This is a genomic window from Delftia sp. BGA-UO-ETr-SB1, from assembly GCF_059567865.1.
Genome location: NZ_JCAQOW010000005.1, coordinates 1,422,961 through 1,443,558 on the forward strand (window position 1 = coordinate 1,422,961; position 20,598 = coordinate 1,443,558).

16 protein-coding genes are annotated in these 20,598 nt (G+C 68.7%); 7 read left to right on the forward strand and 9 right to left on the reverse strand.

Annotated features, from left to right (window positions below):
* Positions 1-144 precede the first annotated feature (144 nt).
* A complete protein-coding gene (locus AC57B5_RS16580; RefSeq protein ID WP_012203013.1) occupies positions 145-1,068 on the reverse strand; it encodes a LysR substrate-binding domain-containing protein in 924 nt (307 codons plus the stop codon).
* A 19-nt stretch (positions 1,069-1,087) separates the two neighbouring features.
* Positions 1,088-1,936 carry a formyltetrahydrofolate deformylase gene (gene purU / locus AC57B5_RS16585; protein ID WP_013804418.1) on the reverse strand — a complete coding sequence of 283 codons (849 nt, stop codon included), beginning with the start codon at positions 1,934-1,936 and terminating at the stop codon, positions 1,088-1,090.
* Positions 1,937-2,009: 73 nt separating this feature from the next.
* Here purU and AC57B5_RS16590 point away from each other — a divergent pair, with 73 nt between their 5' ends.
* Positions 2,010-3,965, forward strand: a complete 1,956-nt coding sequence (locus AC57B5_RS16590; RefSeq protein WP_013804419.1) for a putative bifunctional diguanylate cyclase/phosphodiesterase — start codon at positions 2,010-2,012, stop codon at positions 3,963-3,965.
* Between the two features lie 80 nt (positions 3,966-4,045).
* On the opposite strand, the gene hmpA is transcribed toward AC57B5_RS16590, so the two are convergent.
* A complete protein-coding gene (hmpA, locus tag AC57B5_RS16595) occupies positions 4,046-5,272 on the reverse strand; it encodes an NO-inducible flavohemoprotein (protein WP_043820387.1) in 1,227 nt (408 codons plus the stop codon).
* Between the two features lie 120 nt (positions 5,273-5,392).
* Between hmpA and norR the strand changes: the two genes are divergently transcribed.
* Positions 5,393-6,976, forward strand: coding sequence for a nitric oxide reductase transcriptional regulator NorR (gene norR / locus AC57B5_RS16600; protein ID WP_496399949.1), 1,584 nt, complete (start codon positions 5,393-5,395; stop codon positions 6,974-6,976).
* Here norR and AC57B5_RS16605 read toward each other — a convergent pair.
* The 5 genes from AC57B5_RS16605 to AC57B5_RS16625 form a co-directional block, all read right to left on the reverse strand.
* Positions 6,960-7,880: a DMT family transporter gene (locus AC57B5_RS16605; protein ID WP_496399950.1), complete on the reverse strand. Its 921-nt coding sequence runs from the start codon at positions 7,878-7,880 to the stop codon at positions 6,960-6,962. The two genes, norR and AC57B5_RS16605, sit on opposite strands and share 17 nt — an antisense overlap.
* 88 nt (positions 7,881-7,968) lie before the next feature.
* The gene (locus AC57B5_RS16610) at positions 7,969-8,388 is read right to left on the reverse strand and encodes an FKBP-type peptidyl-prolyl cis-trans isomerase (RefSeq protein ID WP_043820392.1); all 420 of its coding nucleotides are present in this window, start codon (positions 8,386-8,388) and stop codon (positions 7,969-7,971) included.
* A 33-nt stretch (positions 8,389-8,421) separates the two neighbouring features.
* Positions 8,422-9,564: a pyridoxal-phosphate-dependent aminotransferase family protein gene (locus tag AC57B5_RS16615; protein ID WP_013804424.1), complete on the reverse strand. Its 1,143-nt coding sequence runs from the start codon at positions 9,562-9,564 to the stop codon at positions 8,422-8,424.
* A gap of 100 nt (positions 9,565-9,664) precedes the next feature.
* Positions 9,665-12,958, reverse strand: coding sequence for a carboxyl transferase domain-containing protein (locus AC57B5_RS16620; protein ID WP_496399951.1), 3,294 nt, complete (start codon positions 12,956-12,958; stop codon positions 9,665-9,667).
* Between the two features lie 16 nt (positions 12,959-12,974).
* The gene (locus tag AC57B5_RS16625; RefSeq protein WP_496399952.1) at positions 12,975-14,570 is read right to left on the reverse strand and encodes an AMP-binding protein; all 1,596 of its coding nucleotides are present in this window, start codon (positions 14,568-14,570) and stop codon (positions 12,975-12,977) included.
* A 158-nt stretch (positions 14,571-14,728) separates the two neighbouring features.
* Here AC57B5_RS16625 and AC57B5_RS16630 point away from each other — a divergent pair, with 158 nt between their 5' ends.
* Both AC57B5_RS16630 and AC57B5_RS16635 read left to right on the forward strand, forming a co-directional pair.
* Positions 14,729-15,451: a TetR/AcrR family transcriptional regulator gene (locus AC57B5_RS16630; protein WP_016446678.1), complete on the forward strand. Its 723-nt coding sequence runs from the start codon at positions 14,729-14,731 to the stop codon at positions 15,449-15,451.
* Positions 15,452-15,477: 26 nt separating this feature from the next.
* A complete protein-coding gene (locus AC57B5_RS16635) occupies positions 15,478-16,761 on the forward strand; it encodes a branched-chain amino acid ABC transporter substrate-binding protein (RefSeq protein WP_496399953.1) in 1,284 nt (427 codons plus the stop codon).
* 38 nt (positions 16,762-16,799) lie between these two features.
* Here AC57B5_RS16635 and AC57B5_RS16640 read toward each other — a convergent pair whose 3' ends face one another.
* Positions 16,800-17,525, reverse strand: a complete 726-nt coding sequence (locus AC57B5_RS16640; protein WP_013804429.1) for a YggS family pyridoxal phosphate-dependent enzyme — start codon at positions 17,523-17,525, stop codon at positions 16,800-16,802.
* A 37-nt stretch (positions 17,526-17,562) separates the two neighbouring features.
* On the opposite strand from AC57B5_RS16640, the gene AC57B5_RS16645 reads away from it, so the two are divergent.
* The 3 genes from AC57B5_RS16645 (at position 17,563) to AC57B5_RS16655 (ending at position 20,528) form a co-directional block, all read left to right on the forward strand.
* A complete protein-coding gene (locus AC57B5_RS16645; RefSeq protein WP_012202999.1) occupies positions 17,563-18,606 on the forward strand; it encodes a type IV pilus twitching motility protein PilT in 1,044 nt (347 codons plus the stop codon).
* Positions 18,607-18,637: 31 nt separating this feature from the next.
* Positions 18,638-19,270 carry a cyclic nucleotide-binding domain-containing protein gene (locus AC57B5_RS16650; RefSeq protein WP_012202998.1) on the forward strand — a complete coding sequence of 211 codons (633 nt, stop codon included), beginning with the start codon at positions 18,638-18,640 and terminating at the stop codon, positions 19,268-19,270.
* 121 nt (positions 19,271-19,391) lie between these two features.
* On the forward strand, positions 19,392-20,528 hold the full coding sequence (locus AC57B5_RS16655) for a PilT/PilU family type 4a pilus ATPase (protein ID WP_012202997.1): 1,137 nt from the start codon (positions 19,392-19,394) through the stop codon (positions 20,526-20,528).
* Positions 20,529-20,598 lie beyond the last annotated feature (70 nt).

Sequence of the window (20,598 nt, forward strand, 5' to 3'; positions counted from 1 at the left end):
GGAGCGGGGCTGGCTGGGGAGCTGGCGGAAGTCATGGAGCCTGACTTTAGGCGATGCCGCCGTCTTTGTGCAGCGGGACTGCGCTGATGTTTATTGCAACGGCGCGTGAAATCCGTGAAATCCGCGAAATCAGTTATGGGCGCCTCAGCAGGCCATCGCCCTCTTCAACCATTCAGCAAAGGCCGCGCATTCCCAGCGGTCCATGGTGCCGGTGCGCCAGCACAGGTAGTGGGCATGGGGGCTGGCCGTGTCCACGTCGAACAGGCGCACCAGGGTGCCGTTGTCCAGCCAGGGCGCGCCCAGCTTGTGGCGCACCAGGGCGATGCCCATGCCGGCCGAGGCCGCGTCGCACATCAGGCCGATGTCGTTGAACTGCGAGCCCTCGTGCGGCTCGGGCCAGTCCAGGCCGGTGGCGCCGAACCAGGTGCGCCAGGGCTCCAGCGGGCTGCGCAGCAGGGGCATGCCTTCCAGGTCCTGGGGCTGCTCGAAGGGGCCGTGCTCGCGGATGAAGGCCGGCGAGGCCAGCGGCGTGACCACGTCGCGCGCCAGCTCGATGTGCTCCACATCGGCATAGTGGCCGGGGCCGAAGCGCACCATCAGGTCGGCATCCTCGGCCACCACGTCCAGCAGCGGGATGGAGACCTGCAGGGCGATGTCGATCTCGGGATAGGTTTCCGTGAACTGGCGCAGGCGCGGGATCAGGATCACGCGCGCAAAGGTGGGCGTGACGGCGAGCTTGAGCCTGCGGCGGCCCGGTGCCGTCACCTCGCCCGGAAAGCGCTGCAGCGCGCCCAGGCCCTCGCGCACGTGGGACAGGTAGGCGCTGCCTTCGGTGGTGAGCGAAAAGTCCGAGCGGCCGAACAGCCGCGTGCCCAGGATCTGCTCGAGCTGGCGCACGCGGTGGCTGACGGCGCTGGGCGTGACGCACAGCTCCTCGGCCGTCTGCGTCACGCTGCGCAGCCGCGCCAGCGCCTCGAAAGTGAGCAGGCACTGTATGGGCGGGATGCGGCGGGCGCCGCTGCCGGGCGGGGCAAAGCCGCTGCCGGCGGCAAGGGTCACGTTCGCCATGGGCGGCCGGGAGCCGGCTTCAGCGGAAGACCACGGTCTTGTGGCCGTTGAGGATGACGCGGTGCTCGCTGTGCCACTTGACGGCGCGGGCCAGCACCTGGCTCTCGGTGTCGCGGCCGCGGGCCGTGAGGTCCTCCACGGTGTCGGTGTGGTCGGCGCGGGCCACGTCCTGCTCGATGATCGGGCCTTCGTCCAGGTCGGCCGTCACATAGTGGGCCGTGGCGCCGATCAGCTTCACGCCGCGGTCATGGGCCTGGTAGTAGGGCTTGGCGCCCTTGAAGCTGGGCAGGAAGCTGTGGTGGATATTGATCGCACGGCCTGCCAGCTTGGTGCACAGGTCGTTGGACAGCACCTGCATGTAGCGCGCCAGCACCACGAGCTCGGCGCCTTCGGCCTCGATGATCTCGAACTGCTTTGCCTCGGCCTGGGCCTTGGTGGCAGCCGTGACGGGGATGTGGTGGAAGGGGATGTTGTAGCTGGCCGCCAGCTGGTAGAACTCGCGGTGGTTGCTGATGATGGCGCGGATGTCCACCGGCAGCAGGCCGCTCTTCCAGCGAAACAGCAGGTCGTTGAGGCAGTGGCCTTCCTTGCTGACCATGAGCACGGTCTTCATGGCTTCGGCCTTGGTGTGCAGGCGCCACTTCATCTGGTACTGGCCGCCCAGGTCGGCCAGGGCCGCCCTCAGAGCCGCGGGATCGCAGCCGTTGCAGGCAAATTGCACGCGCATGAAGAACAGTCCGGTGGCCGGGTCGTTATACTGCGCGGCCTCTTCGATGTTGCCGCCTTGCTCGAGCAGAAAGCCCGAGACGGCATGTACCAGACCGAGCCGGTCGGGGCACGAAAGGGTAAGAATATAGGCTTGGGTCATAGCGGCGCAATTGTCGCAGCATGGACACGACCCTGCGCAAGTCACACGTTCTGGGAACGTTCTGAGGAACCACATGCAAGATCAGGGAGAGCAGCCCCGAATACCGCTCTGGGGCGCAATGACCCTGTACGTGTGCGCAGGTCTGCTGTGGCTCTGGGGCGTGGAATGGCTGCTGGCGCACCTGCAGATTCCGCCCGAGGCGGCGGCGCAGCGGCGCATGCTGTCCTCGGTGACCCTGGTGCTGGTCACGGCCGTGGGCGGCGGCTGGCTGCTGTGGCGCATGCGCCGTGGAGAGCGCACTGCCCATGCCGCGATGGCCGCCGGGCGGGAGGCCGACGAACGCCAGCGCCTGGCCGCCGCCGTGGTGGACAACACCATGGAGGGCGTGGTCGTCACCGACGCGCGCAGCCGCATCCTATCGGTCAACAGCGCCTTCACGCGGCTGCTGGGCTATACCGAGCAGGAGATGCTGGGCAAGACCCCGCGCATGTTCAAGTCCGGCCGCCATGACAAGGCCTTCTACGAGGCCATGTGGGACAGCATGCAGGCCACGGGCCACTGGCAGGGCGAGATCTGGAACCGCCGCAAGAACGGCGAGGTCTTCCCCGAGCGCATGTCGCTCAGCGCCGTCAAGGACGCACAGGGCAAGGTCACGCACTACGTGTGCATGTTCACCGACATCTCGGCCGAGAAGGCGCGCGAGGCCCAGCTCGAATTCCTGGCCCACCGCGACATGCTCACCGGCCTGCCCAACAGCGTGCGCTTCACAGCGCTGCTGGAAGACGCCGTGGCCGAGGCGGCCGCCGAGCAGGGCACGCTGGCCGTGATGCTGCTGAACATCGATCGCTTCAAGGACGTCAACGACAGCTACGGCCACGCCATTGGCGACCAGGTGCTGCGCCACATCGCCGCCCGTGTGCACGATTCCCTGGGACCCCAGGACCTCATAGGTCGCATGGCCGGTGACGAACTGGCCGTGCTGTGCAAGGGCATGAGCGAGCGCGGCGACGCCATCGCCCGCGCACGGCAACTGATCGCGGCGGCCGGCCAGCCCTGGAGCTCGCCGGACGGCCTGTCCGTCATGGCCGGCGTCAGCGTGGGCATCTGCATGTATCCCTCCCACGCCGGCAATGCCCAGGACCTGCTGCAGGGCGCGCATGCCGCCGTCTACGGCGCCAAGTCACGCAGCGGCCGTGCCTGGTGCTTCTTCGAGGAAGACATGACCTCGGCCGCGCGCGAGCGCCTGGCCATGGAGGCACGGCTGCGGCAGGCCATAGACCTGGGCCACCTGCGCCTGTACTTCCAGCCCCAGATCGACCTGGCCACGGGCCGCCTGGTGGGCGCCGAGGCCCTGGTGCGCTGGCTGGACCCGGACGAGGGCCTCATCTCCCCGGCCCGCTTCATCCCCGTGGCCGAAAGCTCGGGCGTCATCGGCGCGCTGGGCCTGTGGGTGCTGCGCGAGGCCTGCGCCCAGGGCCAGCGCTGGCGCGATCAGGGCCTGCCCGAGATGACCATCGCGGTCAATGTCTCGCTGCACCAGTTCCTGCTGACCGACATCGCCGGTGCCACCGCCGACGCGCTGGCCGCCACGGGCTTCGCCCCGCACTGCCTGGAGCTGGAAATCACCGAAAGCGCCCTGGCCGAGCGCCCCGAGGAGGCCCTGGCCGTCATGCGCCGCCTGCGCGCCCAGGGCCTGCGGCTGGCCATCGACGACTTCGGCACCGGCTATTCCTCGCTGGCCCACCTCAAGCGCTTTCCGCTGGACCTGCTCAAGATCGACCAGGGCTTCATCCGCGATATCCCGCACAGCGCGGACGACATGGCCATCAGCGGATCGGTGATCGCGCTGGGGCATGCCATGGGGCTCAAGGTTCTGGCCGAGGGCGTGGAGACGGCCGAGCAACTGGCATTCCTGCGCGGCAAGGGGTGCGACTTCTTCCAGGGCTATCTGTGCAGCAAGCCCTTGCCCGCACAGGCGTTTGGGGAGTGGGTGTCGGACAACCAGGGCATGTGGGCCGTGCAGGGCTGATCGCCCGATGCACGGCGGGCCGAGGCCCGGCCCCTGCTCCACCACTCAGGCCAGGGGACCCCGGGCGGATCGACGGCAACTCAGGCCAACGCCTCCGCCGGCCCAAAGAATTCATAGCGGACCTGCCCTTCCGGCACCCCCAACACCCGCAGCGACTCCTTCACCGACCGCATGAACGGCCGCGGTCCCAGGAAATACACATCGGCATCCACTGAGGGCAGCCACTCACCCAACTGCCGGGCGGTCAGCAGTCCCTGCGCATCGGCCTCATCGTCCTCCTCCACCCGGTCATAGCAGTAGTACCGGCTGAGCTGCGGATGCTCCGCGGCCAGCGCATCCACACGTTCACGGAAGGCGTGAACACCGCGCTCACGCGCGCAGTGGATGAAGACCACGGGACGCTTGCTGGGCAAGGCCGCATCCAGCATGGGCAGGGTCGGCGTGATGCCCACGCCGCCGCTGATCAGCACCAGCGGACGCTCGCCGGGCTGCAGCGTGAAGTGGCCTGCGGGCGGGAACAGCTGCAGCGTGTCGCCGACGCGGACCCGGTCGTGCAGGAAGTTGGAGACCTTGCCACCTGCCTCGCGCTTGACGCTGATGCGCAGGCTGCGGCCATCGGCGGGCGCGGACAGCGAGTAGTTGCGCCGCTGCTCCTGGCCATCCACAACCAGGCGCAGGCCGATGTACTGGCCGGGCTGGTGGGCGATGACGGGGCCGCCATCGGCCGGCACCAGGTAGAACGAGGTGATCTCGGCGCTTTCCGCCACCTTGTCCTCGACCACGAAGGCGCGCTCGCCGCGCCAGCCGCCCTCGGCCGCCGCCGTGCGGTCATAGGCCTGGCGTTCGGCACCGATCAGGAGGTCGGCCAGCTGCTGGTAGGCGGCGCCCCAGGCATCGATGACCTCGTCGGTGGCGATCTCGGCGCCCAGCACTTCGCGGATGGCGCGCAGCAGGCAGGTGCCGACGATGGGGTAGTGCTCGGGCTGCACCTGCAGCGCAACATGCTTGTTGATGATCTGCGCGGGCAGATCGCCCAGGGCTTCGAGCCGGTCGATGTGCTTGGCGTACATGAGCACGCTATAGGCCAGCGCACGCGGCTGGGCACCGCTTTGCTGGTGGGCCATGTTGAACAGGGCGCGCACCTCGGGGTACTCGCCCAGCATGGTCTGGTAGAAGTGGGTGATCAAAGCCTCGCCGCCGGTTTCAAGCAGCGGGACGGTGGATTGGACGATGGCACGTTGGCGGTCGGTCAGCACAAGAAACTCCTTGGGTACGGGGACGGGCATGCCCGGTGCGATGCCCGGCATGCCTTGACAAAGGCAAGTGCCGTGCCAGGACTGCAGCCCTTGCAGAACAAGGGTTTGGCGTTTCATGCGTCAATATGACCTTCGTTAAATCGAGTCTTTTTGACAGCAACCGCAGTCTTTATGACCACATCCACCGCCCTGCATGCCCTGACCCCTCTGGTGGCCGACCTGGCCCAGGACCTGCCCGAGCGCGAGCGCTTTCGCCGCCTGCTGGCAGCCCTGCGCGCCGTGCTGCCGGCCGATGCCGCCGCCCTGCTGCGGCTGGAGGGCGAGTGGCTGCGGCCCGTGGCCATCGATGGCCTGGTGCCCGATGCGCTGGGCCGGCGCTTTCGCATTGCCGAGCACCCGCGCTTCGCCCAGCTGCTGGCCGCTGGCCAGGCCATGCGCTTTGCGCCAGACAGCCCGCTGCCCGATCCCTATGACGGCCTGGTGGCCCAGGGTCACGGGCCGCTGGAGGTCCACGACTGCATGGGCTGCGTGCTGCAGACGGGCGGCCTGCCCTGGGGCCTTCTCACGCTGGACGCGCTGGACCCCGGGCGCTTTGACGACCCCGCCGCGCTGGCGGCGCTGCAGGCCTTCAGCAACCTGGCGGCGGCCACCGTGACCACGGCCGAGCGGCTGCGCCGGTTGGCGCGCAGTGCGCGCGCCCTGCCCGCGCCCGGCGCCGCCCCGGGGGGCGAGTCATCGCGTCCGCTGATCGGCCAGAGCCCGGCCATGCGCGCGCTGCAAAAGGACATCGCCCTGGTCGCGGCCAGCGACCTCAATGTGCTGATCACGGGCGAGACCGGCACGGGCAAGGAACTGGTGGCCCAGGCCGTGCATGCGCAGTCGGCGCGTGCGGGCCGCGCGCTGGTCAGCATCAACTGCGCGGCCCTGCCCGACAACCTGGTCGAAAGCGAGCTGTTCGGCCATGTGCGCGGCGCCTTCACGGGTGCGCTGTCCGAGCGCAGCGGCAAGTTCGAGCAGGCCGACCAGGGCACGCTGTTCCTGGACGAGGTGGGCGAGCTGTCCCTGCCCGTGCAGGCCAAGCTGCTGCGCGTGCTGCAAAGCGGCCAGCTGCAGCGCCTGGGCTCGGACCGCGAACACCATGTGGACGTGCGCGTGATCGCCGCCACCAACCGCGACCTGGCCGCCGAGGTGGCGGCGGGCCGCATGCGCGCCGATTTCTTCCACCGCCTGAGCGTGTACCCGCTGCGCGTGCCCGCGCTGCGCGAGCGCGACAGCGACGTGCTGATGCTGGCCGGCTTCTTCCTCGAGGAAAACCGTTCGCGCCTGGGCCTGGGCGGCCTGCGCCTGCACCCCGCCGCGCAATCTGCCTTGCTCGCCCAGGAATGGCCCGGCAATGTCCGGCAGCTGGAGCACCTCATCAGTCGCGGCGTGCTGCGGGCGCTGAGCCGTGCGCCCTCCACCGCTCCAGCCGGTGGCCGGGCTCGCATGGTCACGCTGGCCCAGGCCGATCTCCGGGATGACGCGCAGCCCCCGGCGACGGCCACCCCGACCCTGCCCCTCCCACAGGTCGCATCGCCCGGCGCCAGCCCCCAAGGCCTGCGCGAAGCCGTGGAGAGCTACGAGCGCCATCTGATCGACGCCAGCCTGCAGCGCCACCAAGGCAGCTGGGCCGCCGCCGCACGCGAGCTGCAGATGGACCGCGCCAACCTGCAGCGGCTGGCGCGGCGGCTGGGACTGGTCAGGCAGGACGCCTGAGCGACATCAGCCACCCATACCCGCTCACCAGCAGCACCCCGGCCAGCACCATCAGTGCCCCGGCCAGGAAGTTGGGCTCGATGGGCTCGCTGAGCAGCCAGGCCCCGAAGACCACGCCGAAGATGGGCGTCATGAAAGAGAACACGCCCAGGCGCGAGGCCAGGTATTGCGTGAGCAGCCAGAACCAGACCAGGAAGCTCACGAAGCAGACCAGCACGGACTGGAAGGCCAGGCCGGCCCAGGCCAGCGGCATGGGCTCGAAGCGGGTCTGGCCCAGCAGGAAGGCGGCGGGCAGCAGCAGCGCAAAGCCGGTGGCCAGTTGGTAGAGCAGGGTCTGCGCGGCGGGCAGCGATGCCAGCCGCGTGGTGCGGATGGCCACCGTGGTGGCGCCCCAGGCCACGCCGGCGGCCAGCGCCAGCAGGTCGCCCAGCAGCATGGCGGCGCCTGCTGCCTTCGAAGGCTTGCCGCCGCCCAGGAAGGCCAGCGCTATGCCGGCAAAGGCCAGTGCGATGCCCAGCCATTGCAGCGGCGCCAGGCGCTCCGAGGGCAGCTTCCAGTGCAGGCCCAGCGCCGCGAACACGGGGGCGGAATACAGGAAGACCACCACATGGGCGGCCGAGGTGTGGTTGATGCTCTCGCCCACCAGCAGGAATTCCAGAGCAAACAGCGTGCCCACGGCCAGGCCCGGGCGCCAGCTGCCGTCGCCCCACTGCACGCGCATGCCGCGCCAGCGCATGAACAGCCACACCAGTACGGCGCCCACGCCCGAGCGCAGCGCGATCTGCAGCGTGGGCGCAATGGCATCGGCCGTGGCCTTGAGCAGGATCTGCTGCAGGCTCCAGATCAGGCACAGCATGAGCATCAGCGCGGCGGCGCGCGCGTCCAGCGGTTTGCGTGAATCCACGGCATATCCCTTTCAACGACCGTAAAAAAGCCGGCCCGCAGGCCGGCTTTGCATCAAGCGGGGGCTGGCCCGGCCAGCGGGCCGGCCATCACTTGATGCCCAGCAGTTCCACCTCGAAATTCAGCGTGGCGTTGGGTGGGATCACGCTGCCCGCGCCACGGCTGCCGTAGGCGATGGAGGGAGGGCAGGTCAGCTTGGCCTTGCCACCGACCTTCATCTTCTGCACGCCTTCGGTCCAGCAGGGAATCACGCCGGTCAAGGGGAACTCGATGGGCTGGCCACGCGTGATGGAGCTGTCGAAGTCCTTGCCCGTGTCGGGGAAGTAGCCGCGGTAGTGCACGCGCACCGTGTCGCTGGCCTTGGGGCTGGCGCCCGTGCCTTCCTTGAGGCTTTCATAGACCAGGCCGCTGGCCGTGGTCACGGGCTGGGCCGCATGGGCCGCCACGCCGGTCAGTGCGGCGAGCATCAGGCCGCAGGAGGCGGCCAGGGTGGTGAGGGTCTTTTTCATCAGGGTTCTTTCAATGCAATGTTTGCAGCGGGTTCACGCCTTGGCGGGGACACCAATGTCGTCAAGGGCCTTGGCGATGTGGCCGACGGTGCGGTCCACGTTGTGCCATTTTTCCAGGCCGAACAGGCCGATGCGGAAGGTCTTGAAGTCCGGGCCTTCGTCGCACTGCAGGGGCACGCCCGAGGCGGTCTGCAGGCCGGCTTCCATGAACTTCTTGCCGCTCTGGATGCCGGGGTCGGTGGTGTAGCTGACGACCACGCCGGGGGCCTTCCAGCCTTCGGCCGCCACGCTGGGAAAGCCGCGCGATTCCAGCAGGGCGCGCACCTTGGCGCCCAGGGCGATCTGCTCGTCGCGCACCTTGGCGAAGCCGTAGGCACGCGTCTCCAGCATCACGTCGCGCAGGCGGACCAGGGCGTCGGTGGGCATGGTGGTGTGGTAGGCGTGCTGGCCCTTTTCGTAGCCCTCGGCGATCTGCATCCACTTCTTGAGGTCGCAGGAGAAGCTGGAGCTTTGCGTGTGCTCGATGGCTTCGCGCGCGCGCTGCGAGAGCATGACCATGGCGCAGCACGGCGAGCTGCTCCAGCCCTTTTGCGGCGCGCTGATCAGCACGTCCACGCCGGTCTTTTCCATGTCCACCCACATGGCGCCCGAGGCCACGCAGTCCAGCACGAAGAGCGCGCCCACCTCGTGCGCGGCATCGGCCACGGTGCGCAGGTAGCTGTCGCTCAGCAGGATGCCGCTGGCCGTCTCCACATGGGGGGCGAACACGACCTTGGGTTTTTCAGTGCGGATGGCGGCGGCCACGTCCTCGGCCGCGCAGGGCGCCCAGGGGTCCTGGCTGCCCGGTCCCTGGCGACGCGCCTTGCAGACCACGGCGCCACCGCCCAGGCCGCCTTCCTCGAAGATCTGGGTCCAGCGGTAGCTGAACCAGCCGTTGCGCACGATGAGCACCTTTTCGCGGTTGGCGAACTGGCGCGCCACGGCCTCCATGCCGAAGGTGCCGCTGCCCGGCACCAGCACGGCCGTGTGGGCGTGGTAGACCTCCTGCAGCGTGGTGAGGATGTCCTGCATCACGCCCGCGAAGCGCTTGGACATGTGGTTGAGCGCGCGGTCGGTGTAGACCACCGAGAATTCGAGCAGGCCGTCGGGATCGATATCGGGCAGAAGTCCGGGCATGGGGAGTCTCCAGAGGCAGCGGGGCCTGCACCGCAGGCCCGCCATCATGTTCGTCGGAAAGGCGGCCAGCTTAGCATGCCGTCCGTGGCGTTTTCAGGGCCTACCAGGTGTCCACGAAGCCGGCTTGGGCAGGCGCAACGCGCGCCCCTGCCAGGCCGCGCGACAGCCAGGCGCGCGTGTCGGCGGGGTCGATGACGGCGTCGATCTCCAGCGTGCCGGCCATGTGCATGGCCTCGCCGTGGGCGTACTGCTGGGCCAGCAGCCGGTCGAACAGGGCGTTGCGTTCGGCGCCCTCGGGCAGGGCCTGCAGTTCCTTGCGAAAGCCCAGGCGCACGGCGCCTTCCAGACCCATGGCACCGAACTCGCCCGTGGGCCAGGCCACGTTGAACACCGGCGCATGGAAGCTGCCGGCCGTCATGCCCATGGCCCCCAGGCCGTAGCCCTTGCGCAGCACCACGCTGAAATACGGCACGCGCAGCTTGGCCGCCGTGACGAACAGGCGGCTGACATGGCGCACCTGGGCCGTCTTCTCGATCTCGGGGCCGACCATGAAGCCGGGCGTGTCCACCAGGCTCACGATGGGCAGGCCATGGGCATTGCACAGCTGCATGAAGCGCGCGGCCTTGTCGGCCGCATCGGCGTCGATGGCGCCGCCCAGGTGGGACGGGTTGTTGGCCATCAGCCCCACGGGCCGGCCTTCGAGGCGCGCCAGCGCCGTGTGGATGCCTGCACCAAAGCCCGTGCGCAGCATCAGCAGGCTGCCTTCGTCCACCAGATGCGCCATGGCCGCACGCGTGTCGTAGGCACGCAGCCGGTTCTCGGGCACCACATGGCGCAGGGCGCGCGTGTCGGGCGCGGTCCACTCCGTGGTGCGGCCCTGGAAGAAGGACAGGTAGTGGCGCGCGGCGGCTACGGCTTCGGCCTCGTCCTCGACCAGCACGTCGATCACGCCATTGGCATGCTGCACGCTGCTGGGACCGATCTGCTCGGGCCGGAAGACGCCCAGCCCGCCGCCCTCGATCATGGCCGGCCCGCCCATGCCGATGCAGCTGGCGCGCGTGGCGATGATCACGTCGCTGCAGCCCAGCAAGGCCGCGTTGCCCGCAAAGCAGCGGCCATGGGTGATGCCGATCACGGGCACCTGGCCCGACAGGGCCGCATAGGCCGCAAAGGTGTGCACATGCAGGCCCGCGACCACGGGCGTGTCGGTGTCACCGGGCCGCCCGCCGCCGCCTTCGGCGAACAGCACCACGGGCAGCTTCTGGGCCAGCGCAATGCCCAGCATGCGGTCGGTCTTGGCATGGTTGCGCGCGCCCTGGGTGCCCGCCAGCACGGTGGCGTCGTAAGACATGACGACGGCGCGCGAGCGCTCCTGGCCGAACTGCGCGCCGTTGATGGAGCCCATGCCCGTGACCATGCCGTCGGCCGGCGTGTTGGCGATCAGGTCGTCCATGCTGCGCCGGCGCGTCTGCGCGGCAATGGCCAGCGCACCGTATTCGATGAAGCTGCCTGCGTCGCAAAGATCGGCGATGTTCTCGCGCGCGCTGCGGCTGCCCTGGGCATGGCGTTTGGCCATGGCCTCGGGCCGGGCAGCATCGCGCGTGAAGGCATGGCGGTCGATGACGCGCTGCAGGTCGGCTCGGATGTGGTCCGGGTCCTGTGCGGACTGCTGCGCGCGTGCGTCGGCCTGCACGCCTTGGGCGGCGGCCAGCACCAGCAGGGGCTGGTCCTGGGCCACATAGGCACCGGCCTCGGCCAGCCGTTGGGTGATGGTGCCGGCCTGCGGCGCCAGCAGAACATGCTCCATCTTCATGGCTTCGAGCACGCCCAGTTCGGTGCCTGCGGCTACGGCATCGCCCACGGCCACGCTCCACTGTACGATGCGCGCGGGCATGGGGGCCGTGATGGCGCCTTCGGGGACGGGCGCGCCAGCAGCCTCGGCCGCAGCCGGAACCTCGGCGGCCACAGCCGTGCGGCGCGCGCCTTCGGCCAACACCTGGGCGTCCGCCACCAACTCGGGAAGGGCCTCTTCAAGCCAGCGTGTGTGCACGGCCTGCGACGCCATCTCTGGCCGCCGGGCCAGCGCCTGCAGCAGCGGCAGATTGGTGGCCAGCCCGTCGATGCGGCATTCGTCCAGTGCGCGACGTGCGCGGCGAAGCACGTCTTCAAAGCGCGGCCCGCTGCTGTGCACGATGAGCTTGGCCAGCAGCGTGTCGTAGTGCGGCGAGGGGCTGGCGCCCGCCACCGCATGCGTGTCGATGCGGATGCCTGGCCCGGCCGGCCACTGCAGTGCGCCTATGCGCCCGCTGCCGGGGCGCGACTGGCCTGCGGCATCCAGCGTCTCGGCATTGATGCGCCACTGCATGGCATAGCCGCGCGGCGCGGGCGGTGTCCTGGCATCCAGGCCGAGCTCGCCCAGGTGATCGCCGGCCGCCACGCGGATCTGGGCCTGCACGAGGTCGATGCCGAAGACCTCCTCGGTGATGGTGTGCTCGACCTGCAGGCGCGGGTTGGCCTCGATGAAGACATAGGGCAGGGAGTCGGAGCCGGCATCGACCAGGAATTCGAAGGTGCCCAGGCTCTCGTAGCCGATCTCGGCGGCCATGCGCAGCGCGTCGCGCGTGATGCGCTCGCGCAGCGGCTGCGCCAGGCTGGGGCTGGGCGCGATCTCCACCAGCTTCTGGAAGCGCCGCTGCAGCGTGCATTCGCGCTCGCCCAGCGCGATGGGGCCTGCGCCGCCGTCGCCCAGGATCTGCACCTCGATATGGCGTGCGCCCGTCATCAGCCGCTCCACATAGACGCCGTCCACGCCGAAGGCGGCGCGCGCCTCGCTGCGGCAGCGCTCGTAGGCGGCAGGCAGGTCCTCGGCGCGCGCCACGGCGCGCATGCCGCGCCCGCCGCCGCCGCCGATGGCCTTGACCATGATGCCGCTGGCACCCCCGGCCTGCTGCGCCTCGAAGAAGGCCTGGGCCTGTTCCAGCGTGACAGCCTCGCTGCTGCCCGGCATCAGCGGCACGCCGCAGCGGCGCGCCAGATCGCGTGCGCGGGCCTTGTCGCCCAGCAGCGCCAGGTGCTCCGGCGCGGGGCCGATGAAGCGCAGGCCCGCATCGGCGCAGGCCTGGGCGAAGCCCGCGTTCTCGCTGAGAAAGCCGTAGCCGGGATGAATGCCGTCGCAGCCGTGCTCGCGCGCAATGCGCAGCAGGTGGGCGCCGTCCAGGTAGGCCGAGGGGCCGCTGGCGTCCAGGGGCACGGCTGCATCCGCAGCGGATACATGGGGCGCCTGCGCATCGTCTGCGGCAAAGACGGCCAGGCTCGGCACACCCAGCTCGCGCAGCGCGCGCACGATGCGCAGCGCGATCTCGCCGCGGTTGGCAATCAGGATCTTCTGGAACATGGGACTTCGGTCTTTCTCATTGATCGCGCAGCAAGCGACGCAGCACCTTGCCTGCGCCGGTGGCGGGCAGCGCCTCGATGAAACGCACCTCGCGCGGCGCCTTGTAGCTGGCCATGTTCTCGCGCGACCACTGCACCAGGTCCTCGGCCGCGATCTGCTGGCCCGGCCGCGTGACGATGAAGGCGCGCACGACCTCGCCCTTTTGCGGGTCGGGCACACCGATCACGGCGGCCTGGGCCACGGCCGGGTGCTTGATGAGGATGGCCTCCACCTCCTCGGGGAAGACGCTGTAGCCCGAGACCTTGATCATTTCCTTGAAGCGGCCGATGAAGGTCAGGTAGCCATCGGCGTCGATGCGGCCCATGTCGCCCGTGTGCACCCAGCCGTTCTTCAGGGTCTTGGCCGTGGCCTCGGGCTTGTTCCAGTAGCCCTTGAAGTTGCCGGGGCCACGGATGGTGATCTCGCCCACTTCGCCGGCCGGTAGCGGCTCGCCCGTCTCGGGGTCGATGATGCGCACCTCGTTGCCGGGCAGCGGCTTGCCGTGCGTGCCCCAGCGGATGGCGTCGCCCGGCATGCTGGTGTCCATGGTGTGGGTCTCGCTCAGGCCATAGGCCGCCTCGCTGGAGATGCAGTTCGGGGTGAAGCGACTCCACTGCCGCGCCAGCTCCTCGGTGTAGGCAATGCCGAAGCTGGTCACCGTGTTGCGGCGCAGCGCGGAAAAGTCCATGGCCTCCACGCCCGGCAGCTGCATCACGGCCACGTTCATGGGTGCGATGCTGTACCACCAGGTCACGCGGTAGCGCTCCAGCGCCTGGGCCACGGCCAGCGGGTCGAAGCGGTGCAGTAGCACGCAGGTGGCGCCGCTGTGCACGGGCATGTTCACGCCCATGGACATGCCGGCAATGTGATAGAGCGGCGCCACGGCCAGCAGCATGTCCCCGGCGTTCACGCCCGTGGCGCTGGAGGCGCCGGCCGTCTTGCTGGCCGCGTTGCCGTAGCTGAGCATGGCGCCCTTGGGCAGGCCCGTGGTGCCCGAGGTATAGGTCATCAGCGAGACATCGTCCATGGCGACATCGACGGGCACGGGCTTGGCGCCGCTGTGCATGACATCCCAGAACGATTCCACGCCCTCGGGCAGCGGCTGCACGGGGGCCTGCAGTTCGGGCGGCAGCGCCAGCGTGGCCGATTCAGGAAGCCAGTCGCCATAACGCACGGCCAGCACATGCCTGAGCGCCGTGCTGGCGCGCACCTTGTCCACCACGGGCAGCAGCACATCGGCCGCGACGATGACGCGGGCCTTGAGGTCATCGAGCTGGTACTGCAGCTCATGCTCCTTGTTCAGCGGCCCGCAGGGGCAGACGATGGCGCCGATCTTCTGGATGCCGTAGTGCGCCACGATGTACTGCGGGCAGTTGTTCATGAACAGCGCCACGGGCTCGCCCCGGCCCACGCCCAGCGCCTGCAGCCGCGCGGCAAAGGCGTCGCTGGCCGCATCCACCTCGGCCCAGCTGATGTGGCGGCCATACCAGATGTAGGCGTCGCGGCCGGGGTGGTTGCGCGCATTGCGGCGCAGGGCCTCATGCAGGGGAATGAGGGTCACGGAATCCGCCATGCTTGTCTCCTGGGTGTCTGGCCATCCCGGAACAGTCCTAAGGGATAGCCTTGATCTGATTTTTGGATCGGCGTCTTGCCAATATATACCCGCTGGTAGAACATTGCTACCCATCGGTATAACCATCGCAGCCACCGACGCGACACGAGATTTCCCGCATGCCCAAGCCCCCTGTCACCCCGCGCGGCCGCCAGCGCCTTCCCACGGCCGGCTCCGATGAAAAGCGCGAACGCATCCTCAAGGCGGCCGAGGCCCTGTTCGACCGCAACGGCTACGCCAACACCACGATGGAGCAGATCGTCCAGGCCCTGGGCGTGACCAAGCCCTTCGTCTACTACTACTTCCGCAACAAGCAGGAGATCTTCGAGACCCTGTGCTGGGCGCCCACCGAGGCCTGCTTCACGGTGCTGGACTTCGCGGCCGACGATCCGCGCGCCGCGCACGAGAAGGCCGTGGACGGCCTGCAGCGCCTGATCGCGGCCACCATTGCCCACTATCCGGCGGCCTTCTTTCCGTACCGCGAGCCCCAGGCCTTCAGCCCTGCGTACATGAAGGCCTCGCGCACGCTGGCGCGCCAGTTCTATCGCCAGTTCTGCGCGCTGCTCGAAGAAGGCCGCGCCAGCGGCCACCTGGACTTTCGCGAGACGCGCATCACCGCCCAGGCCGCCTGCAGCCTGCCGGGCTTTCTCTACAACTGGTACCGCCCCGGCGGCCGCCTGGGCACGGCCGAGATGGTGGCCGAGCTGACCGAGCTGGCCAGCCGCGTGCTGGGCCTGCGCACGGCGCCAGCCACCGCGCCCGAAGCCATTGCCGCATCCCCCGCGAAAAAGACGCCTGCACGGCGCAGCCGGCCCCGGGCCGAGCCGCCCGGCAAGGACTGACGACCATTCCTTCGAGGAGACAAGACATGCCGATCCGCCGCCATTGCATCCGACGATATTCCCAGCCATCCATGGCACTCGCCGCCGCCCTGCTGTGCAGCACGGCCGCCCTCGCCCAGGGAACCGACACCTTCAAGATCGCCTTCATCGACCCGCTGTCCGGCCCCTTCGTCAGCACGGGCGAGCTGATGCGCGACCACGTGCAGTACGCGGTCGAGGATGTGAACGCCAAGGGCGGGCTGTTCAACGGCGCGAAGCTACAGCTGTTGCAGTTCGACAGCAAGCTCTCGGCCCAGGAAAGCCAGGCCGCGCTGCAGGCGGCCATAGACCAGGGCGCGCGCGTGGTGGTGACCGGGGGATCGGGCTCTTCGGTGGTGGCGGCCCTGGTGCAGGCAGCCTCGCGCCACAACCAGCGCAATCCGGGCAAGGAGGTGCTGGTGCTCAACCACTCCTCCATCGACCCCGAGCTGACGGGCAAGGCCTGCAGCTTCTGGCATTTCATGTTCGATGCCAACACCGCCATGCGCATGCAGGCGATTGCCAGCTACATCAAGACCCAGCCGGGCATCCGCAAGGTCTACCTGCTCAACCAGGACTACGCCCACGGCAAGCAGTGGGCGGCGTACGGGCGCCAGATGGTGAGCGCGGCCCGGCCCGATATCCAGTTCACGGGCGAGATGCTCCACCCCATAGGCCGGGTCAAGGACTTCGCGCCCTATGTGGCCAAGATCAAGGAAACGGGTGCGGACTCGGTGATCACGGGCAACTGGGGCCAGGACCTGACCCTGCTGCTCAAGTCCGCCGCCGACTCGGGCTATGACCTGCGCTACTTCAACCACAGCGCAGGCGGCATGCCGGGCACGGTGACATCCTTCGCCCAGACCCGCATCGGCCAGCTGACCTGGGTGGCCGAATGGCACCCGGGCCAGGCCGGCCGCCCGCTGGCCGACGCCCGCGCCCAGGAATACAAGGCCCGCATGGGCAAGGACTTCCTGGCCCCGCGCATGGACCTGGTGCCGCGCATGCTGGCCGCCGCCATGGCCAAGGCACAGTCCACCGAACCCGTGAAGATCGCGCTGGCCATGGAGGATTTGCAGATGGACACCGTGGTCGGCCCCGTGCGCATGCGCGGCAAGGACCACCAGCTGCTGCTGCCCCAGGTGGTCAACACCATCGCGCCCGTGGACGGCAAGCTGGTCAAGGCCGGTTGGGAAGGCACGAACTACGGCTTTCGCACCGATGCCGTCTACACGCCCGAGCAGGTGGAATTGCCCACGGACTGCCAGATGAAGCGGCCAGGCGGGCGCTGAGGCGGCCTTCCCCGCCAGCCAAGCCAGCTACGCCCTGGTCAGCGCGGGGCGTAGTTTCGTTGGCCAAAGATGCCGCTGCCCACGCGCACCATCGTGCTGCCTGCGGCCACGGCCGCTTCCAGGTCGCCGGTCATTCCCATGGATACCGTGTCGAAGCGCTCCAGCCCCGGCAGGCCGCTGGCGCGGATCTGTTCGAAGACGGCCGTGGCGCGCGCATGCACCTCGCGCTGGGCCTCGAAGCCCGCCACATCGTCGGGAATGCTCATCACGCCGCGCAGCGCCAGGCGCGGCAGCTGCACGATGGCAGCGGCCAGCTCCAGCGCCTGCTGCGGCGCCACGCCGGCCTTGGTCTCGCCGCCATCCACGTTCAGCTGGATGCAGACCTGCAGCGGCGCCAGGCCCTCGGGGCGCTGGGCCGACAGGCGCTCGGCGATCTTCAGGCGGTCCACGGTCTGGGCCCAATCGAAATGCTCGGCCACCAGGCGCGTCTTGTTGCTCTGTATGGGGCCTATGCAATGCCATTGCAGGGCCTCGCCGCCCGGCAGGCCCATGGCGCGCACGGCGGCGATCTTTTCCACGCCCTCCTGGATGTAGTTCTCGCCGAAGCTGCGCTCGCCGGCCAGCACGGCCTCGCGCACGGCGTCGGCACCGAAGGTCTTGGAGACGGACAGCAATTGCACCGAGCCGGACGCCCTGCCAGCCTGCGCGCAGGCCGAGGCAATCCGTTCGTGAATCTGTTGAAGCTTGTTTTCAATCGTCGTCATAATTGCCGCCAGCGTACCAAACGAGGGAGCGAACTCCGTGGACATCACCCAATTGCTGGCATTCAGCGTCAAGAACAAGGCCTCCGACCTGCACCTGTCCGCGGGGCTGCCGCCGATGATCCGTGTGCACGGCGATGTGCGCCGCATCAATGTCGACCCGCTGGACCACAAGACGGTCCACGCCATGGTCTACGACATCATGAGCGACTCCCAGCGCAAGGCCTACGAGGAGTTCCTGGAGGTGGACTTCTCGTTCGAGATCGAGGGCCTGGCGCGCTTCCGTGTCAACGCCTTCAACCAGTACCGGGGCGCGGCCGCCGTCTTCCGGACCATTCCCAGCAAGATCCTGACGCTGGAGCAGCTCAACGCGCCGCGCATCTTCGGCGACCTGGCCCTGAAGCCGCGCGGCCTAGTGCTGGTGACCGGCCCCACGGGCTCGGGCAAGTCCACCACGCTGGCCGGCATGGTCAACCACCTCAACGAGACCGAGTACGGGCACATCCTGACGGTGGAGGACCCCATCGAATTCGTGCACGACTCCAAGAAGTGCCTGATCAACCAGCGCGAAGTCGGGCCGATGACGCAGTCGTTCTCGGCCGCCCTGCGCTCGGCGCTGCGCGAGGACCCGGACGCCATCCTGGTGGGCGAAATGCGTGACCTCGAAACCATCCGCCTGGCCATGACCGCGGCCGAGACGGGCCACTTGGTCTTCGGCACCCTGCACACCTCCAGCGCCGCCAAGACCATCGACCGCATCATCGACGTCTTCCCCGCCGAGGAAAAGGAGATGGTGCGCGCCATGCTCTCCGAATCGCTGCAGGCCGTGATCTCGCAGACGCTGTGCAAGACCAAGGACGGCCAGGGCCGCATCGCCGCCCACGAAATCATGCTGGGCACCAGCGCCATCCGCAACCTGATCCGCGAGGCCAAGGTGGCCCAGATGTACTCCACCATCCAGACGAGTCAGAATGTGGGCATGCAGACGCTGGACCAGAACCTGACCGATCTGGTGCGGCGCAACCTGATCAGCCCGGCGGAAGCCCGCGCCAAGGCCAAGATACCGGACAACTTCCCGGGCTGACCGCCACCCGCCCAGCCTCTCGCCACGCGCCATGAAAAGCATTTTCCGCAAGCTGCGAAGCGGCCAGGAGCCTTCGGCCCCGGCCTCCGAGTCGGCCTTCTTCACGACCACGCTGGCGGCGCATGGCTTCATGGACCCGCATACTCCTCCCGTTCCCTGGGAGGCGCGCGCCATCGAGGTCGGCGCCACGCGGCTGCCGCGCGGCGGCGGGGGCCAGCTGGAGCAGCTGTGGTCGCGCGACCGCTACCTGGGCCAGCTGGATGCGGCCAGTCTGCAGCGGCTCAGTGAATACTTCATCTACGCGGCCGTGGCACCGCAACGCGACGTGATCCGCCAGGAGGAGAACGGCAGCTTCATGGCCGTGGTGCTGTCCGGCCAGATCGCCGTGGAGCGCCAGCAGCCCTGGGGCGAGCGCATGCGCCTGGCGCAGACGCGGCCCGGCGACATCCTGGGCGAGATGTCCCTGCTGGACGGCGGTCCGCGCTTTTCCAGCTGCACCACGCTGACCGACTGCGAGATCGGCGTGCTCAGCGCCGAGGCGCTGGACGAGATGATGGCCAAGGACGCCGCGCTGGCCGCCAAGCTGATGGCGCTGCTGGCGCGCAAGCTCTCGTTCCGGCTGCGCGCCATCAGCGTGCGCCTGGGCGAAGAGCAGCACACATAGACAGTGAGTGAGTGAGTTGAATATGAGGACGCCTGGCCCCTGCGGGCCGGACCGGCCTACCTGCAAATAACAAAACAACCTGCGCACCACAACGGCGCGCAATGCCCGGGGGAATACGGCAATGGAAAGAGATCAGGCCACCAAGTTCATCAACGACCTGCTCAAGCTCATGGTCAGCCGCAACGGCAGCGACTTGTTCATCACGGCGGAGTTCCCGCCGGCGATCAAGATCGACGGGCGCATCACCAAGGTGTCGCCGCAGCCGCTGTCGCCCGTGCACACGCTGACGCTGGCGCGCTCGGTCATGAGCGACAAGCAGATCGCCGATTTCGAGCGCACCAAGGAGTGCAACTTCGCCATCTCGCCGCCGGGCATAGGGCGCTTTCGCGTCAACGCCTTCATCCAGCAGGGCCGCGTGGGCATGGTGATGCGGACGATTCCGCTGGCCCTGCCCACCATCGACAGCCTGGGCGTGCCCCAGGTGCTCAAGGAGGTGGCCATGACCAAGCGCGGCCTGTGCATCCTGGTCGGCGCCACGGGCTCGGGCAAGTCCACCACGCTGGCCGCCATGGTGGACTGGCGCAACGAGAGCTCCTACGGCCACATCGTGACCATCGAGGACCCCATCGAATTCGTGCACCCGCACAAGAACTGCGTGGTCACGCAGCGCGAAGTGGGCCTGGACACGGACAGCTGGGACGCGGCGCTCAAGAACTCCCTGCGCCAGGCGCCGGACGTGATCCTGATGGGCGAAATCCGCGACCGCGAGACCATGGAGCACGCCATCGCCTTCTCGGAAACCGGCCACCTGTGCCTGGCCACGCTGCACGCCAACAGCGCCAACCAGGCGCTGGACCGCATCGTCAACTTCTTCCCCGAGGACCGCCGCCCGCAGCTGCTGATGGACCTGTCGCTGAACCTGCGCGCCATGGTCTCCCAGCGCCTGCTGCCCAAGCAGGACAGCAAGGGCCGCGTGGCCGCCATCGAGGTGATGCTCAACTCGCCGCTGATCTCCGACCTGATCTTCAAGGGCGAGGTCACCGAGATCAAGGAGATCATGAAGAAAAGCCGCAACCTGGGCATGCAGACCTTCGACCAGGCGCTGTTCGACCTGTTCGAGTCCAACCTGGTCACCTACGAGGATGCACTGCGCAATGCCGACTCGGTCAACGACCTGCGGCTGCAGATCAAGCTGGGCAGCCAGCGCGCCAAGTCGCTGGACCTGGCGGCGGGCACCGAGCATTTCGCCATCGTCTGAGGGGCGTGCCATGCACGCCCTGACCGCGCCTTCAGTGCGCTGAGCCGGCATGCCGGCTCCTTCCAGGGCC